The organism is Paenarthrobacter sp. UW852 (assembly GCF_024608385.1).
In the GTDB taxonomy this organism is placed as follows: Bacteria; Actinomycetota; Actinomycetes; order Actinomycetales; family Micrococcaceae; genus Arthrobacter.
The window spans coordinates 123173-140197 of the sequence record NZ_JAMSGY010000004.1 but is presented as its reverse complement, the minus strand read 5'-3'; the positions used below and the strand labels follow the sequence as shown (position 1 = coordinate 140197).

Sequence of the window (17025 nt, the reverse complement as noted above, 5' to 3'; positions counted from 1 at the left end):
CGTGATCACTGACTCCAAGCTGTCCGTCCTGCTGGTGGAAGACGATCCTGCCTTGGGACCCCTGATCGCCGAGCTCCTTGAGCCCGACTACCAGGTACGCATCGCCGTCGACGGCCGTGAGGGTTTGCGGCAGGCCATGATGGGAGGCTGGGATGCGATGGTGATCGACCGGGGGCTTCCGGGCCTGGATGGCATCTCGTTGATCGCCACGCTCCGTTCCAAGGGTTTCGCCACCCCAATCCTCATCCTCACCGCCCTGGGCGCTGTGGACGAGAAGGTCCGGGGGCTCGATGCCGGCGCGAATGACTACATGACCAAGCCCTTCGACGCCATGGAATTGGGAGCGCGGCTGAGGGCCTTGACCCGCAGCTACCACCAGCCGCCCCGGACCGTCGTTATCGGCGACTGGGAACTGGACCCCACCACCAGGTCCATGCGTTCCATTCACGGCTTCCTTGCCTCCTTGACCGCGACCGAATCGGAGTTGCTGTCGGTTCTTGCTGCCGAGCCGGACCGGGTGTTCACCAGGGAGGAGCTGATTGTCGCCACTGACAGCCAAGGTGACCTGCCAGGTGTCATTGACACCCACGTCCATCACCTCCGGCGAAAAGTCGCCAGGTCGGTCATCCGTACCGTCCACGGGGTGGGTTACCAGATAGGCGAAGCGCATGACTGATCAGTCCATGGCCGCGTCCCAGGACCAGGCCATCCTTCGCAAGGCTTCCCTGAAGATCGCGGTCCGAATCAGCGCAGTCTGCGCCCTGCTGGTCCTGTGCCTCCTGGCCGCGGCCACCGCTTACCTGCTTAACCGGGCCGGCAATACGGAACCCGCCGAACCCGGGGCCGTTTACGCCTATCTCGACACCAAAGACCTGATCAAAGCCATGGTCATCGCCGGGGCAGCAGGCATCCTGCTGGCCGGCGGCGTTGGCTGGCTCAGTGCGCGCAGCGCCATCCGGCCCCTCGGCGAAGCACTGACCCTGCAACGACGCTTCATCCAGGACGCCAGCCACGAGATGCGGACACCCTTGGCAATCCTTGATGCCAGAATCCAGGTGGCACAACGCAGCACTGCTCCGGAATCACCTGCCGGCCAGCAACTCTCGCGGATCCGGGACGACACAGCTGCCCTGACCGGAATCGTCAACGAACTCCTCGAATCCGCCACGGGCTCCCGCCAGGAACCGGCCGCAGCGCCAACGAACATCTCCGACGTCACCCAGGAAGTGGTGGACAGCCTCCAGCAGTTGGCAGCGGACCGGGGCATCACCCTGCACTGTTCAAGCACCGGCCACCCCCGGGCAATGATCACGCCACAGCGACTTCACCGTGCCATCCTCGGTCTGGCCGAGAACGCCCTTGGCCATACGCCGGCGGGCGGCCACATCACGGTTGCCAGTGACGAGACCGCTCACCAGGCGGTCATCACCGTCACCGATACGGGCCACGGAATTACTGGGATAGATCGCGACCGGATCTTCGACCGTTTCGCCCGGACAACCGCCCCACGCGCGGGCCAACAGCAGCGTAGCTTCGGGATCGGGCTGTCGCTGGTCCGCGATATTGCCGTGGCAGCGGGCGGCACCGCAGACGTCGCATACACAGGCCCGGAAGGCACCTGCATGCGGATTACGCTGCCCTTGGCAACCGGCTGACGATGCCGGGCGCCCACCCAAAGAAGAAGAAAACAGAAGCGTTCGACGGCGGGTGCGCACCGCCATCGAACGCTTTAGTTGGATGTGGGCCCGCTACATCTGGCCGATGTCAATGCCCGTAACGGGCTCGCCGGCGCGGTCGTAGGCGAGCAGGATGGCGCCGTTGGGAAATGCCTGTGGCGGCTGGGCCAACCGGAAGGCGGCGGGCACGCCTGCGCCGTCCGGGAACAACCGCTTGCCCATTCCGAACGTCAGTGGGTAGAGGTACAGGTTGAGCCTGTCCAGGAGGTCCGCTTCAAGGAGCGAGCGTGCCAGGACGCCGCTGCCTATGATGTGGATGTCGTTGAACCGTTCCTTCACCGCCGCCACGTCATCTGCCTCGGCCAAGACCGTGGTCCCTTCCCATTTGGCATCTGCCAGGGTGCTCGAGACCACGAACTTGGGCAGGCCATTGAGCTTGTCGGCTATGTGACCGCTTTGCTCTGGCCAATACTGGGCGAAGATGTCGTAGGTTTTTCGACCCAGGAGGAGCGCGTCCATGCGGTCGATGCCCGCTGTAATCGCGGCGCCGGCCTCTTCGTCTGAATACGCAGCCTGCCAACCGCCGTATTCGAAGCCGTCCGAGGTGTCCTCGTCGGGACCGCCCGGTGCCTGGTAGACGCCGTCGAGGGTGAGGAAAAGGTCAACAGAAAGTGTGCCCATAGTGTGTTCCTTCGGTGGAAGTCCGAGCCTGCCCTTGGATGCGGGCCATCCTAGTCCGGCTGGCGGCCAAGGGCTACGAGGAACCTCCCCGGCTTTTGTACAGAAAGTGCCCTAATAAGGCTCCATCAGGGGCATTTGCGGGAGTAGCCTTGTTCCAGTTGATGTAGTGGATCTCTGTCCGGCTGGGGTTCTGCCGTGGGCCAAGTGCGTTCGTCGCTGTCCGACCTCCTGGGGGTACTTTCCGACGCCGTCGCCCCTCAGCACGTAAGGTTCGACGACGGGTCCCCCACCGCCGTCGTTCCGCCACCGGACGCTCCAGTCACCGTACGGGCCGTAACCCTCAGCAGGGTGGGAAGGTCACGCCGCGAGGGGCCGGTCCTGGACCTGGAACTGAGGGTTGCCGTGGAATGCCACGGTCCGGAACAGCTGGACAACATGGAGCAATTGCTGCTGGCTGTTGAACTCCACAGCCAGTACTCCGTGGTCTCCAACGGTGAACTCCAGCTCGACGAGTACTCCGGCGCCATCCGGCAAGGACTGGGGTTCCTGGTGCGCATCCCGGTATCCCTCCGCTTCGAGGAACCGTCCGGTCCTTCCACCCAGCCTGCTGCGGGCACGCCAGGTGCAGGCCGCCGGATCCGGGGCCGGCTGGTGGACGTACATAACAAGGGGATCCCCGACGCCTACATCCACGCCCACTCATCCGCATCAGCTGCTGTCAGTGATGCGACCGGGCACTTTGAGGTGCTGACATCCACCGATGAACTCCAGCACTTCGCTGTTGCCGTGGACGGCACTGAACGGGAAGTTTCGGCGAGCACCAGGAGCCTTCCCCTGATCATCCGCTGGACCTGATTCTGGAATCATTTGCTCCCCGGGGCCGCTCCCATGAAAAGATCAACCATGCGTCCGATGCAGCACTCCAGCAAACTCCAGAACGTCCGCTACGAACTCCGCGGTCCCCTCCTCCAAGCCGCCAAGGCCATGGAAGCGGAAGGCCACAGGATCCTCAAGATGAACCTCGGGGACACCGCACCGTTCGGCCTGGAAGCGCCGGAGTCCGTTGTGGTGGACATGATCCACCACCTCCGTGGAGCGCAGGGCTACAGCGACTCCAAAGGGATCTTCTCCGCCCGCACCGCCATCTCGCAGTACTACCAAACCCGCGGACTGATGAACATCGGCGTCGAGGACCTCTTCATCGGCAACGGCGTCAGCGAACTGATTTCCATGACCCTCCAGGCGTTCATGGAGAACGGCGACGAGATCCTCATCCCCGCCCCTGACTACCCCCTGTGGACCGCCGCTGTGACGTTCACCGGTGGCCAAGCCGTCCACTACCTCTGCGATGAGGACGAGAACTGGTGGCCGGACATGGCCGACGTCGAAGCGAAGATCACCCCGCGCACCAAGGGCATCGTGATCATCAACCCGAACAATCCCACCGGGGCCGTCTACCCGCGGCACATCCTTGAGCAGTTCGCCGCCCTGGCCCGGAAGTATGACCTCGTGCTGTTCTCGGACGAGATCTACGAAAAGATCCGCTACGTCGACGCACCCCACATCCACACCGCGGCAGTGGCTGAGGACGTGTGTGTCCTGACGTTCAGCGGACTGTCCAAGGCCTACCGCATGCCCGGGTACCGGGCCGGCTGGGTCGCTGTGACGGGGCCACTTGCTGCCACTGCCGCGTACCGTGAGTCTTTGGAACTGCTGGCTTCCTTGCGCCTCTGCGCCAATGTTCCGGCGCAACACGCCATCCAGACCTGCCTGGGCGGGTACCAGAGCATCGAGGCCCTCATTCGTCCTGGCGGGCGGTTGCGCGAGCAACGGGACTTGGCCTGGAAACTGTTGACGGCCATCCCGGGTGTTTCCTGTGTCCCCGCCGCCGGCGCCATGTACCTGTTCCCGCGTTTGGACCCTGAGATTTACCCGATCGAGAGCGACGAGAAGTTCGTCCTCCAACTCCTGCAGGAGCAGAAAATCTTGGTCTCGCACGGCACGGCCTTCAACTGGCCAACACCGGACCACTTCCGCTTCGTGATCCTGCCGGCAGTGGAGGACATCGAAGAAGCTGTGCGCCGGATATCGCACTTCCTCGCGGCATACCGGAACCGGCCGGCATGGGAAACCAACTGACTAAAGGGCCGGGTCCACCATGGTCATGCCGGCCGGACTGGCCTGATCGAAGCCGGGCAACAACGCCGCCGCTTCTTCCAGGCCGATGGTGCGTTCGATCAGCAGCTGCGGCTCAAGCGAGCCTTGCTCGATGAGCGTCATCATCCCCGGATAGTCCACAGCGGCCATGCCGTGACTGCCCAACAGGTCCAGTTCCCAACCGATCACCCTTGCCATGGGCACTTGCGGGTTGCCGTCGATGGACGGCAGCAAACCAATCTGGACGTGCCGGCCACGGCGGCGGAGGCTGAGGATCGCGTCGGCGCAGGTCTGTTCACTTCCGACGGCGTCCACCGCCACGTGGCTGCCTCCGCCGGAGAGGACGTTTACGGTGGCAGGGATGTCCGTGCCATCAGCGAGGACCGTGTGTTCTGCGCCCAGCCGTGCGGCCACAGCCAGGGCTGACGGGTTCCGGTCCACAGCAATGACCCTCGCTCCCATGGCTTTTGCGATCATCACGGCGCTGAGGCCGACGCCTCCCGCGCCTACCACGGTCACCCATTCACCGGCCTTGACCTGCGCCCGGGCTGCCAACGCACGGTAGGCCGTGGCGAAGCGGCAGCCGAGGCTGGCCGCCGTCGTGAATTCAATATTGTCCGGGATGGCAACCAGGTTGCTGTCGGCTGCGTGCAGTGCCACGTACTCGGCGAACGATCCCCAGTGGGTGAAACCGGGTTGCTGCTGCTCGGGGCAGACCTGCGCGTCGCCTGCCAGGCACCATTCGCACGTGCCGCACCCGCAGACGAAGGGGACGGTGACGCGGTCGCCCACCTTCCAGTTCCGGACGCCCTCGCCTACTGCGTCGATGACACCGGCAAGCTCGTGCCCGGGGACATGGGGCACGGCGATGTCGTCGTGGCCGGCCCACGCGTGCCAGTCGCTGCGGCACATGCCCGTAGCGAGCACTTTCACCACAACGCCCCCTGCTGGTGCCTCCGGTTTGTCGACCTCCCGAACGTAGGGCTGGGTCCGGACTTCATCAAAAATCACTGCTCGCACGGACTGACTCTAACAATCGGGCAGCACTGTCACACTTTCGCTGCTGCTTCCGACATCACTGTTGTAACGCACCAACTCTGAAGGGAAGTCAGCATGACCCGCATCAACATCGGCCGCAGCAACAAGCTCGGCTACGCTGCCGTCATTGGCCTGGAAGGCTACGCCCGCACCTCGGTGGATCCCGATATTTATGAGCTGATCAAGCTCCGCGCCTCGATCCTCAACGGCTGCGGTTTCTGCGTGGATATGCACGCGACCGATGGCCACAAGCGTGGCATCCCGTCACGGAAGTTGCATGCTGTGGCCGCCTGGCAGCACTCGAAAGTCTTTTTCGACGCCCGCGAGCAGGCCGTCCTTGCCCTCACCGACGCCTTGACCCAGTTGGGACCCGACACTGTGACCGACGAGATCTGGAACGCTGCCGCAACCCATTTCGACGACGGCCAGATGGGCGGTTTGGTCTTGGCGATCTCCACCATCAATGTTTGGAACAGGATTGCGATCAGCACACAGATGGAGCCGCCGGTGGACGAGAAGAATCCGCTGGTCTGAACGGTAACGTGGGCAGCATGACGCTTGCAGTCTCGGCCACGGTGGCGTGGCAAAGCGAACGGAACCGCCTGCTGGGGATTGCCTACCGGATGCTGGGCGACTTCGGCCATGCCGAGGATGTGGTCTCCGAGGTTGGGATCGACGCCGTACGGCAGGAACGGAAGACTGACGGCGGCCGCGTGGACTCCTGGCCGGCGTGGCTGACCACCGTGTGCGTGCGCCGTTCCATCGATCGGGTGCGCCAACTCGCGGCGGTGCGGGAGGACTACACCGGACCGTGGCTGCCTGAGCCCGTGGACACCGCCCAATTGCCGGAGGAGGCAGTGGCCAACCGCGAACTGCTGTCCTTGACCTTGCTGCATCTGGCCGAGCAACTGGCACCGGAGGCGCGGGCGGCGTTGGTCCTGCACCGCGCCTTCGGAATGACCGCGCCGGAGATCGCGGACGTCCTGGGCAAGACGCCGGCCGCCGTTCGCCAGCTGATTTCGAGGGCCGAACGCCGCCTGGATATTGACCCCGACGCACCCGCACCCCGGGCGAAGGACCGGGGTGCCTTGGAGAAACTCGTCCAAGCCATTGAGCAGGGTGAGATCAACACGGTGGTCTCGATGCTCCACCGCGACGCAGTGCTGTGGGCCGACGGCGGTGGCAAGGTCAAGAGCGCCATGAACCCGCTGTTCGGGGCCTCGAGGATCGCACGCTTCTTTGCGGGCATCCTCGGCAAGGCAGTGGACTTCGATCCTGTGGAGCCGATCCGGGCCTGGGTTGTGGAGATCAACGGCGGAGCGGCTTTGGTGCTCAGGCATAACGGCCGCTCCGACGTCATGGAGCTGGACGCCGCCCCGGATGGAAGCATCCGGGGCCTGCGGCAAGTGTCCAATCCGGACAAACTTACGAGGGTCTCCCGTTCCTAGCCGCGAGTTCGCGGGAAGGCTGCGGGTTCGTCTGGAAACTTCCGTGCGAAGCGGCAGGCTTCCCGCGAACTCGCCAGGCAGCCAGGGCCGCCGCACCCAGGCCGGCCGGGACCAGCAGCGCCCATCCGCTGAACACGAGCACAACGAGCATCACCACCGCCGCCACGATCACCCCGTACCAAGCCGGAGTTCCACGGCGGAGAAGTACCACTCCGGCGGCCAAGCCAAAGGCCGTCACCGCGGTGAAGCACGCCGAGGCCGCCCCAATTTGGAACTCCATGCTCAGCAAACCGGTCGCGGCGAGAGCAAAGGAGATCGACGCCAACACGCCCAGGACGCCGAGACTCACCGATGGGACCTCCCCCGGCCCGGCGCCGCGCGCCAAAGCCCGCGGCAGCACGCCGTCGGACGCCAACCTGGCACCGAGCTTGCTGGCACCGGCCACGAAAGTATTCAACGGACCGAACGTGAGCACCGCCGCCGCGACGGCGGTCACCGGTGCTGCCGCAGGGCCGAGCCCTTTCGCCAGCAGCTCGGCAACCGGGACGCTGCTGCCCGCAAGCGCGGGGCCCAGGACTGCTACGCATGCAGCCACGAGCCCGATGTACACCACACCGACGACGACGAGCGTCAGCCAAGTTGCCCGCTTCAGGTCACGCTCGGGGTTGCGGAACTCGCCGGCCAGGTGGGTGACGGCTTCCCACCCCGCGAAACAGAAGAACAACAAGCTGGCCGCACCTCCCACAGCCCAGTAGCCATGCGGAGCGAAGGGCTCGAAATTCTCCGCCCGGGCATACGGCGCGGCCACGGCAACAGCGAAGGCAAGCAAAGCAACCAGCAAGACCATGAGGAGCAGCTGCAGTTTGCTGGAGACCCTGATGCCCACCGCGTTGCTCAGAAAACCAGCCGCCAGGATCAGCCCGGCGGCAATAAGGGCCGTCTCCCGGCCACCTCCCATGGCGTGGGCGATGTACTCCCCGCCAATCACCGCGGTCGCGGGCGCGCCGAAGGGAATCGCGAAGTAGAACAGGTAGCCGGCCACTGCTGACGCCCGGTGCCCGAAGGCCCTCGTGACGAACGTTGCTATGCCACCGGCGTCGGGCTGTTGCCGGGACATTTCGGCGAAACTAAATGCCACGGGCGTGCAGAACACCAGGAGCAAGCCCCACGCCAATATCGACGCCGGCCCAGCCACCTGAGCGGCAATGGCGGGCAGAACCAGCACGCCTGAACCAAGAATGGCACCAACATAGATTCCCGTTGCACGGAAGAGACCCAGACCCGAACCATTGACCGCTTTATTCACCATTCCACTGAACAGTATTCGGAAGGCTCCCAACAAGCAGGGATACTGCCTGCGAACAGCAATATCCTGCCGAATTTGCGGGCACTCCGGTTAGTTGGACTGCGCCCGGACCCGCCTGAGGCGGGCCACCAGCGTCGCGGCGAGCAACGCCGTCGTGATTTCCAGTCCGATCACCAGCAGGAGTTGAGTTGCCCCGGTTGTGTCAACAACGTTCGACGCCGGCCTGCCGCCATGGGCGTGTCCGGAACCGCCCGCTCCGAGCAGCAGCACAGCGTGCAGGGCGACCATGGCAAGGGCTGAGCCGGTGACTTGGTGGAGTGCACCGACGCGGCTGTGGCGCCAGATGTGGACTGTGCAGGGGAAGCACACGGCTGCCAGGGCGATCATGAGGACACCCAGCCAGGCGTCGTGGTGCCCTGATGCTGCGAGTCCAAGATGCACCACGCAGGAGAGTGCCGTCAGGACGGCGCAGGCACGCGGGTGGAGGACGGGCCGGGCCCGCCCTCCACTGATGGCCGTGGCCACGTTAGTGGCAGTGCCCGGCTGGCTCGCCATGCTCTTCGCCTGACGCGCCGGCCTCGCCGTGGCAGCTTGAACCCGAGGCGTTGGCTGGAACGTCCAGCACCGGGCTGCGGTCGAAGAACCCTTCCGGGCGCAGCTTGAAGCCAACCGTGTCCACAGGCATGATCGGCCAGTCTTCGACGCGGGGGAAGTGCGTGAGGCCGAAGGTGTGCCACAGCACGATGTCCTGGCTGTCGATGTCGCGGTCCTGGGCCACATACGCGGGCAGCCCGGCGCCGCCGGAGTGCTGGTTCACGAAGTCGCCCGTAGGGTAGCGTTCCTCGTCCGCGTAACGGGTGACCCACACGTCCTTGGTGGCGAATGCGGCGCGTTTGGCAATGGAAGAACCCGGGTCTGCCAGGAGGGTGGGCTGGTTCTCGGCGTGGAGCTTGTAGCCAACAGGCTCGCCCAGGCGGTTCCTGGATTCGGGGTTGGAGATGATCCAGGTTCTTCCGGCGCGCGCGTCGGCTTCCCGGACGGCCTCGGACTCTTTGGCCAGGACCGTACGCTTGCGGGAAAACGCGTTGCCGCGCTCGTTGCCTGGGCCTATGGCCTGGCGGACCACATCTTCTTCTTCCACCCGGTTGGTGAAGCCATCGATGGCCATGTCCAGACGCGCGCTGAAGAGGTGCTGGTGGAAGGGGGCTCCAAGTCCTGGCGCGAGCTGGGAAATGTTGTCCGAGCCGCCTTCCGGGAAAGCGCTGGTGAACACAACGCCGGTGGCTTTGGCCTCGAATTCGATGGTGCCGTCCAGGTAGAGGTACCAGTAGAAGCCGTAGTCGTAGTTGCCGATGGTGGTGAAGAAGGAGATCACCAGGCGGCGGTTGCGGCGGGTGTAGTTGATGCCGGTCCAGAGGTCGGAGTGCTTGGAGAGGATTCCCCAGTCTTCCTCGTGCATGCAGATGCCGTTGCGGATTTCGCGGGGATTACCGAAGGCGTCGCTGATGACCGGGCTCAGGTAGGTGATATCGCCCAGGCAATCGCAGCCGAGTTCCAGGGAGTTGGCGTACTGGCCCACCAGGTATTCGCCGGTGTCGAAGTAGTTCTGCCATGACCGGATTGGGGAGGGATCGCCGTAGGGCACCACCATTTCGGCGATCGAGGCGCGGTTGATGATGGGCCGCTTCTTGCCTCCGTCCTGGAACGCCAGATTGTGGAGGACAACTCCTTCGCGCACGTCGAAGCCGACGTCCACGCTCCATTTTTCCCACTCCACATGGTTGCCTCCGGTGACCGTGAAGCTGGGGCCCTCCGGCTGGGTGATGCTGATGGGCTTCTGGGTTTCCCGGAGCGGGCCGGTCAGTTCCGGGTCCGTGTAGTTCCCGTGCTCAGCCGGAATGGGCATCACGCCCAGGTCGATCACCTGTGTGACTTCCTTGTTGACTACGTCCACGTAGGCAACCAGGCCATCCACCGGGTGGGCCCAGGCGCTGTCCTCGGGAAAGTCCTGCACGAAAGCCAGTCCGCGGAGGATGCGACGGCCCTTCTCGTCGTCGTACTCGAAGACGCCGGCGGACAGCGGCGCCACCCGGACTTTGGCGACGTCGAGGTCGCGGGCCGCGAGCGCCGCGAGCCAACGCTCATCAGTTGCCAGGAGCGTCTCGACTACCTCGAACTCTTCTTCCAGGACAGGCAGTTCGCCGGAGACTTTGGTGTCAAGCTCGACGGCGGAGAGGACCTCGCCGCGGGTCACGGAGACCAGGATGTCCGTGGGTGCGCCACCGGAGATGTCGTGGATGAAGATGCGGAAGCGACGGTCTTCGTCTGCCTGTCCGCGGGAGGGGTCCACCAGCCCCAGGTAGGCAATCCGCTTTTCGGGGCCGAGGTGTCCGGCGGCCTGCAGGATTCCCTGGACCTGGGAGATTTCGGCACCCGCGGCAAGTCGGTACTGCGTTTCCTCAATGGCGGCTGTCTCAGTTGCTGTGGGCGTCATGGCTGCCTCTTGTCCGGGACCGCGTGCGGTCAGGATTTATTTTCTATAGGTGTAGAGAATAACCAAAACGTAAGATGAGTCACAAGACCTTTCCGCCGATTATTTTTCCGGGAGACCACCCAGTGCCAAAGATTGTGGACCACGATCAACGACGCCTCGAGCTGGTCGACGCAACGTGGCGGATCATTGCCCGGCTCGGCATGGAAGGCGCCACCATGCGCGAAATCGCCGAGGAAGCCGGCTTCGCCAACGGCGCCCTCAAGCCCTACTTCCCCACCAAGGACATGCTCCTGACCTCGGCGTTCGGGCACGTGTTCAACCGCACCAACCAGCGCATCGCCTCGATGACTGAAGGGCTGGCGGGAGTAGCGGCGCTGCGGGCGTTCTGCGCGGAGGTATTGCCGCTGGATGAAGAACGCGTCAACGAAGCCCGCATCGTGATCCCGTTCTGGCAGAAAGCGCTGAACGACGCCGACATGGCCGCCCTCCACAGCGAATCCATGAACCAGTGGCACACCACCATCACGGCGCATGCCGCAGCAGCCCGCGCGGCCGGTGAGATCAGCACCCCCATCGGTGACGCCGCCGTCGCCGACCACCTGCTCAACATGATGCTCGGCGCGCAGATCGTGGCGGCATTGTCCCCCGACGAAAACTTTTCGCAGGACCTTGCCGGGCAGTTGGACAACTACCTGGCACTGCTGGCTGGATAGTTAGCTCGCTGCCCCCGACGCCACCACACCAACGCCCAGGCCCGCGATCACGCCGCTGCTGACACGCTCGACGGCGGTGCTCACCTTGGGCCGCTTCAGCCACCGCATGGCCTTGAAAGCGACCATCGCGATCATCGAGAGGTACGCGAAGGCAATGACGGCCACCACCACTCCCAGAATCAGGGAAGTGCCCATGGTGTCGCCGCCGTGCGGAATGAACTGCGGGACCACGGCCAAGTAGAAGAGCCCAACCTTGGGGTTGAGCAGCGTTGACAGCGCTCCGGCACCCAAAGCGGAAAGCCGGCTGTAAGGGAGGGGCGCATTCTCCGTTGCCCCGTCCATGGTCGCGGCCTTGGCGGCTTTCCGGGACTTGATGAATGAGGAGACGCCCAGGTACAGCAGGTACAAACCACCTGCGATCTTGAGCCAACGGAACAGTTCGGCCGACTGCTCCAGAAGTGCGGCCAGCCCGACGCCCACCAGGGCTGCCCAGACAATCGCGCCAGCCGCCGAACCCGCGGCGGCAGCAATCCCCGCACTGGGTCGGTTCAACGCAATCCGCAACACGAGGAATGTGTCAGGGCCTGGTGTCACGGACAAGACGAGGCAGAGGCCAGCGAAGGCCGCGAGGGAAGCAAGGGTCACAAGCTCGATTATCAGGGACGGGCGCCGTGAGGGAAAGCGTTCACTTCCCGTCAAGGGCTGTTCGTGCATAGACAAGGCCCATACCCGTGACGCCCACCACACTGGAAACATCGCCGCGTGCCTAACCGGCCGCCAAGACTTACTACCCGAGCGGAGTACCAATGGAGACTTACGACGCCCTGCTGGCATCGATCACACCAGCCCCCGGCCAGAACAGCCTCACCATCTTCGACCCGGCCACGGGTCAGGCGGTTGGCGAAGCCCCTGTTCACACCGTCGAAGACCTTCAAACTGCGATCGACGCTGCAGCAGCAGCGCAACCCGCATGGGCTGCCTTGGGTCACGACGCCAGATCCGCTGCGCTCCTGAAAGCAGCCGACGCCGTCGAACGGTCCGCCGAAGAGCTCGCCCAACTGCTCTCCCGCGAGCAAGGCAAGCCGTTGAACGGCCCGAACGCGCGTTTCGAAGTCGGCGCCTGCGCGGCGTGGCTGCGCGCCACCGCCGCTACGCCGCTCGACCCGGAAACCGTGGTGGATGACGGCGAAACCCACGCCGAACTGCACTACCGGCCCATCGGCGTCGTGGGTGCCATTGGACCGTGGAACTGGCCCATGATGATCACCGTCTGGCAGATCGCCCCGGCACTGCGCATGGGCAACGCCGTCGTGGTCAAACCGTCCGAGTACACACCGTTGTCAGTGCTGGCGCTGGCTGCCATCATCAACGAAGAGCTTCCTGAGGGGCTGCTCAGCGTGGTGTCCGGCGGCCGTGATGTCGGCGAAGCGTTGGCCTCGCATGACGCGATCGGCAAGGTCATGTTCACCGGTTCCACCGCCACGGGCAAGGCGATCATCCGTTCCTCGGCCGACACCGTCAAGCGCCTCACCTTGGAACTCGGCGGCAACGACGCCGGCATCGTCCTCCCCGACTCGGATCCCAAAGCCATTGCTGAGGGTCTGTTCTGGGGCGCGTTCATCAACACCGGCCAGACCTGCGCCGCGCTGAAGCGACTCTACGTCCACGAATCCCAGTACGAGGCCGTGTGCACGGAGCTCGCCGCCGTCGCTGCCGCCATGCCCATGGGTAACGGACTGGACGAGAACAACGTCCTGGGCCCGCTGCAGAACCGGCAGCAGTACGACATCGTGGCCCGGCTGGTTGAGGCCGCCCGCGACTCGGGCGCCCGCATCCTGGTGGGCGGCAACCCTGACGCTGACCAGCCCGGCAATTTCTACCCGACGACGTTGGTGGCGGACATCGACAACGACAACCCGCTGGTCGCGGAGGAACAGTTCGGCCCTGCCCTGCCCATCATCAAGTACAGCACCGTTGACGAGGCAGTCGCCAAGGCGAACGCGCTCGACGTCGGACTCGGCGCCTCGGTCTGGTCGTCCGACCTGGGCGCGGCCCGCGAAGTCGCCGCCCGTATCCAAGCCGGAACCGTGTGGATCAACAAGCACGGCGCCGTGGACCCCCGTGTCCCGTTTGGTGGCGCAAAGCAGTCCGGTTATGGCCTGGAGTTCGGCGCCGAAGGCCTCAAGGCCCTGGGCGTCCCGCAGGTCATCAACGGCTGACATCTCCTTCCCAAACCAGGTAGCTGCTAACGCCCTTTGGACTTTCCCATAAGGGCGTTAGCTGCTGCCCAGTTGGGTTTTCGGGCGCCCTCCCGGGGTTTCGGAACGGTAGGAGAAGCCTTGTTCCGGGCCGAGCCCGAAATAGTGCCTGAAGTTGTAGATCAACGGTTCCCATTGCGTCGGATCGATGTGCTGGGTATTCGGCAGGACCAAGGATTCGCGCACGTGGATCTTCTCCACCTGGCATTCGACGACCGCAAATTCTCCTGCGCCTGATGGAGAGATTACTGTCGCGCGGGCTTCAAGTTGAATGCCGCACTCCTGTACCCGCGGCGGACGAACACCAACCGAGCCTTGGCTGTTGAGTCGGGCGGCCGCGAACTTGTTGGCTTCGAAGGTAGTGCGGGCAGGTTTCGTCGGTGGCACCGGATTCGCTCCTGTCAGCGAAGCAAGCCGCTCGACAGCCGGCCAAAGGTGGGGCTCGGGGTAGTTCAAGGTCAGCTCCGGGCGTGAGCGGAGGTTGCTGATGGTGTGCCCGTCCTCCCCTAACCCCAGGACAATGGTGCGACCAAGCGCCCACGCGGAGGAGATAGGTGCGAGGTTAAAGGATCTATCGGAATTCTCAGTGCAAACCAAGACCACGGGTGTGCCGAAGTAAAGGATCTTGGGGTCCAATTCAATATGCGGTGACATGGTTTAGAAGCGTAGGGCGCCAACGGTTCGGCACGGACCGAACTATGCAGGGCCAATAATGGACGCATGGCTACCGACGTTCTTCCGGCTGGAGAGGGGTTTGCTTCCCTCGCTGCACTCTTTGCTGACAGGACTCGTGCGACGTTCTGCCTGGCGCTCTTGGACCGGCGCGCATGGACCGCCTCTGAACTGGCAAACTACGCCCAGGTGCCGAAGTCTTCAGCCACCGAGCACCTCAACAAGCTCATCGGAGCAGGGATACTCACGGAGATACGCCAAGGCAGGCACCGTTACGTGCGGCTGGAAGATGCCCGGATCGCGGAGCTGATCGAGACCATGGCCAGCCACGTCGAGCCGGTTCCCAGCAATCGCCGCTCGTACACCTCCATCACTCGTGACCAAGCCCTACGGCGGGCCCGCACCTGCTATGACCACCTTGCAGGTGACCTGGGGGTCAGTTTGATGAACGCCCTCGTCGCCAGGAACATCATCAATCTCGACTCCGGGGTACAGCTGACCCCCAAAGGTGAGCAGGATCTGGCGCGGGCCGGAATCTCAATCGAGAGACAAGGAACAAGACCGCTGATACGAACTTGCTTGGACTGGACCGGGCGCCAGTACCATGCGGCTGGGCTGGTGGGCGGGGCGATCTGCAGGCATGCCCTTGCCAGCGGATGGGTACTTCCCACGCCTCAAAGCCGGGCCCTGAAGATCACTGACCTCGGCGTGATGGAAATGAAAAGGCACTTCGGGCTCGAACCAGCGCGGGGAGAACGGCGACTGCAAGGATGACCGCACCGCACCCGATCACGGCAACACCGGCCCATAGTCGGGTCACAGGGCGGACGCGTTTGCGCAGCCGCATACCCGTCGTGAAAGCATGAGCACCATGTCCCAGAAGATTGCGTACCAAGGCGAGCCCGGAGCCAACTCGGACCTCGCGTGCAAGGAAATGTTCCCCGAACTCGAAAGCGTTCCGTGTGCCAGCTTTGAGGACGCGTTTGAGCTCGTCGCCACCGGCGCGGTTGACCTTGCCATGATCCCGATCGAGAACTCCATCGCCGGCCGCGTGGCCGACATCCACGTTCTCCTTCCCCAGTCGAAACTGCAGATCGTGGGCGAATACTTCCTGCCCATCCGCTTTGACCTCATGGGAATTCCGGGCAGCACCATTGAAGGCGCCACGGAGGTCCACAGTCACATCCACGCACTGGGACAGTGCCGCCGGATCATCCGCGAAGCGGGCCTCAAGCCTGTAATCGCCGGCGACACGGCGGGTTCAGCCCGTGAAGTCAGGGACTGGAACGATCCCCGCAAACTGTCGTTGGCGCCGCCGCTTGCCGCCCAACTGTACGGCCTGGAGGTCCTGGCGTCCGGCGTCGAGGACGACCCCACCAACACCACCCGCTTCGTTGTCCTGGCACGGGAACGCGAGCTTCCCACCAAGGAAGAACTGCCGGGTCCGGCGATCACCAGTTTCGTGTTCCGCGTCCGCAACGTTCCATCAGCCCTCTACAAGGCACTGGGCGGATTCGCTACCAATGGCCTCAACATGACCCGGCTCGAAAGTTACATGGTGGGCGATGAGTTTGCCGCCACAATGTTCCTTTCCGACGTTGAAGGCCACCCCGAGGACGCACGCCTCCGGCGCGCGCTTGAGGAACTCGAATTCTTCACCACCGAAGTCCGGGTCCTGGGCGTCTACGCAGCCGACGGATACCGCGAACGGAACACGGTCAAGGCCTGAAAGGCAAGCCATCTTTCATTCAGAACACATTCTGAATACAATTGAGGGCATGAGTACCGCCACCACCTCAAGGACAACTTTCCAGTCTTCTGAGCTCAGCAGGTCTTCCGCAGAGGTCTTTGCGGCCGCGGCGGATCACCCTGTCCGGGTCACCCGCCGAGATGGGGAGGCACTCGTATTGATGTCAGAAAGCGCAGATCAAGCTAGAGTTTCCCTTCTGGAGCTTGCAGCCCAACTCGTGGCTGTCTCAACCAGCACCGAGGGGACGCTGGCCGGCCGCATGAGCGACCGCTTCCCATGGATGCTGGCTCTGAGCAAAGCCGACCAGGAAACCTGTGCGAGCGGAATTTTGGCAGCTGCCCGGGCGTCGTTCGCTACGAACCAACCTCACCTGGCCATTGCCGAGCTGACTGCTTGGCGTGAGTCGGCAACGGCAATGGCAGCCGGTCTGGGCCGGGAACCCATTGAGTGGCTTGAAGAGCCCGAACCCGTAGAGCGTCCCTAGGGCATGGCGAAGGATTCAAAGGTTGAGCGCCCTATAAAAAAGACTGAATACGAACTTCGGTTCGCCTCTGTTCAAGCGAGACGCGGGTGGATAGATCTGCGAGCAACCACTCGTAATGCGCTGGCTGACTCTTGGGACTTTCTCACGCGGACACCTCAACTCAGCACTCCAACCAATTACCCACTGCGTGGCGAGTTGGGGCTTGTCACCCACAACGGCTCGACGTATGAGCGCTGGCAGCACAAGCCAACGCTCAAGGGCAACGCCAGAATCTGGTTCTTCGTCGTGGAACAAGTGGTCTATCTGGAACAAGTGCACACTCACCACCCGAACGAAACCAAGTAACTG

19 protein-coding genes are annotated in these 17025 nt (G+C 63.9%); 12 read left to right on the top strand and 7 right to left on the bottom strand.

What is annotated here, in order from left to right:
- Position 1 precedes the first annotated feature (1 nt).
- Positions 2–676 carry a response regulator transcription factor gene (locus NEK97_RS08810; RefSeq protein WP_257369445.1) on the top strand — a complete coding sequence of 225 codons (675 nt, stop codon included), beginning with the start codon at positions 2–4 and terminating at the stop codon, positions 674–676.
- On the top strand, positions 669–1655 hold the full coding sequence (locus NEK97_RS08805) for a HAMP domain-containing sensor histidine kinase (protein ID WP_257369443.1): 987 nt from the start codon (positions 669–671) through the stop codon (positions 1653–1655). The genes NEK97_RS08810 and NEK97_RS08805 overlap by 8 nt, the downstream gene beginning before the upstream one ends.
- A gap of 93 nt (positions 1656–1748) precedes the next feature.
- Here NEK97_RS08805 and NEK97_RS08800 read toward each other — a convergent pair whose 3' ends face one another.
- The gene (locus NEK97_RS08800; RefSeq protein ID WP_257369442.1) at positions 1749–2357 is read right to left on the bottom strand and encodes a dihydrofolate reductase family protein; all 609 of its coding nucleotides are present in this window, start codon (positions 2355–2357) and stop codon (positions 1749–1751) included.
- A gap of 195 nt (positions 2358–2552) precedes the next feature.
- Here NEK97_RS08800 and NEK97_RS08795 point away from each other — a divergent pair, with 195 nt between their 5' ends.
- Both NEK97_RS08795 and NEK97_RS08790 read left to right on the top strand, forming a co-directional pair.
- Entirely contained in the window at positions 2553–3212 is a 660-nt protein-coding gene (locus NEK97_RS08795; protein ID WP_257369440.1) for a hypothetical protein, read from the top strand.
- A 48-nt stretch (positions 3213–3260) separates the two neighbouring features.
- The gene (locus NEK97_RS08790) at positions 3261–4496 is read left to right on the top strand and encodes a pyridoxal phosphate-dependent aminotransferase (protein ID WP_257369438.1); all 1236 of its coding nucleotides are present in this window, start codon (positions 3261–3263) and stop codon (positions 4494–4496) included.
- On the opposite strand, the gene NEK97_RS08785 is transcribed toward NEK97_RS08790, so the two are convergent.
- Complete coding sequence (locus NEK97_RS08785) at positions 4497–5534, bottom strand: zinc-dependent alcohol dehydrogenase family protein (protein WP_257369436.1); 1038 nt, start codon at positions 5532–5534, stop codon at positions 4497–4499.
- Between the two features lie 93 nt (positions 5535–5627).
- Here NEK97_RS08785 and NEK97_RS08780 point away from each other — a divergent pair, with 93 nt between their 5' ends.
- Positions 5628–6086: a carboxymuconolactone decarboxylase family protein gene (locus tag NEK97_RS08780; RefSeq protein ID WP_257369434.1), complete on the top strand. Its 459-nt coding sequence runs from the start codon at positions 5628–5630 to the stop codon at positions 6084–6086.
- A gap of 17 nt (positions 6087–6103) precedes the next feature.
- Entirely contained in the window at positions 6104–7000 is an 897-nt protein-coding gene (locus NEK97_RS08775) for a sigma-70 family RNA polymerase sigma factor (protein ID WP_257369432.1), read from the top strand.
- On the opposite strand, the gene NEK97_RS08770 is transcribed toward NEK97_RS08775, so the two are convergent.
- From NEK97_RS08770 to NEK97_RS08760, 3 genes are all read right to left on the bottom strand, one after another.
- Complete coding sequence (locus tag NEK97_RS08770) at positions 6978–8309, bottom strand: APC family permease (RefSeq protein ID WP_257369431.1); 1332 nt, start codon at positions 8307–8309, stop codon at positions 6978–6980. The two genes, NEK97_RS08775 and NEK97_RS08770, sit on opposite strands and share 23 nt — an antisense overlap.
- Before the next feature lie 87 nt (positions 8310–8396).
- Positions 8397–8861, bottom strand: coding sequence for a hypothetical protein (locus NEK97_RS08765; RefSeq protein ID WP_257369428.1), 465 nt, complete (start codon positions 8859–8861; stop codon positions 8397–8399).
- Complete coding sequence (locus NEK97_RS08760; protein WP_257369427.1) at positions 8833–10800, bottom strand: primary-amine oxidase; 1968 nt, start codon at positions 10798–10800, stop codon at positions 8833–8835. Before NEK97_RS08760 ends, NEK97_RS08765 begins: the two co-directional genes overlap by 29 nt.
- 122 nt (positions 10801–10922) lie before the next feature.
- Here NEK97_RS08760 and NEK97_RS08755 point away from each other — a divergent pair, with 122 nt between their 5' ends.
- Entirely contained in the window at positions 10923–11513 is a 591-nt protein-coding gene (locus NEK97_RS08755; RefSeq protein ID WP_257369425.1) for a TetR/AcrR family transcriptional regulator, read from the top strand.
- On the opposite strand, the gene NEK97_RS08750 is transcribed toward NEK97_RS08755, so the two are convergent.
- A complete protein-coding gene (locus NEK97_RS08750) occupies positions 11514–12158 on the bottom strand; it encodes a LysE family translocator (RefSeq protein WP_257369423.1) in 645 nt (214 codons plus the stop codon). It lies immediately after the preceding gene.
- A 161-nt stretch (positions 12159–12319) separates the two neighbouring features.
- Between NEK97_RS08750 and NEK97_RS08745 the strand changes: the two genes are divergently transcribed.
- The gene (locus tag NEK97_RS08745) at positions 12320–13732 is read left to right on the top strand and encodes an aldehyde dehydrogenase family protein (protein ID WP_257369422.1); all 1413 of its coding nucleotides are present in this window, start codon (positions 12320–12322) and stop codon (positions 13730–13732) included.
- 57 nt (positions 13733–13789) lie between these two features.
- Here NEK97_RS08745 and NEK97_RS08740 read toward each other — a convergent pair whose 3' ends face one another.
- Positions 13790–14425, bottom strand: coding sequence for a flavin reductase family protein (locus NEK97_RS08740; RefSeq protein WP_257369420.1), 636 nt, complete (start codon positions 14423–14425; stop codon positions 13790–13792).
- Between the two features lie 66 nt (positions 14426–14491).
- Between NEK97_RS08740 and NEK97_RS08735 the strand changes: the two genes are divergently transcribed.
- The 4 genes from NEK97_RS08735 (at position 14492) to NEK97_RS08720 (ending at position 17022) form a co-directional block, all read left to right on the top strand.
- Complete coding sequence (locus tag NEK97_RS08735; protein ID WP_257369418.1) at positions 14492–15217, top strand: helix-turn-helix transcriptional regulator; 726 nt, start codon at positions 14492–14494, stop codon at positions 15215–15217.
- Between the two features lie 97 nt (positions 15218–15314).
- Entirely contained in the window at positions 15315–16172 is an 858-nt protein-coding gene (locus NEK97_RS08730; protein WP_235517805.1) for a prephenate dehydratase, read from the top strand.
- A gap of 49 nt (positions 16173–16221) precedes the next feature.
- Complete coding sequence (locus NEK97_RS08725; RefSeq protein WP_235517806.1) at positions 16222–16677, top strand: prevent-host-death protein; 456 nt, start codon at positions 16222–16224, stop codon at positions 16675–16677.
- Between the two features lie 3 nt (positions 16678–16680).
- Positions 16681–17022, top strand: coding sequence for a hypothetical protein (locus tag NEK97_RS08720; protein ID WP_257369416.1), 342 nt, complete (start codon positions 16681–16683; stop codon positions 17020–17022).
- Positions 17023–17025: the final 3 nt, after the last annotated feature.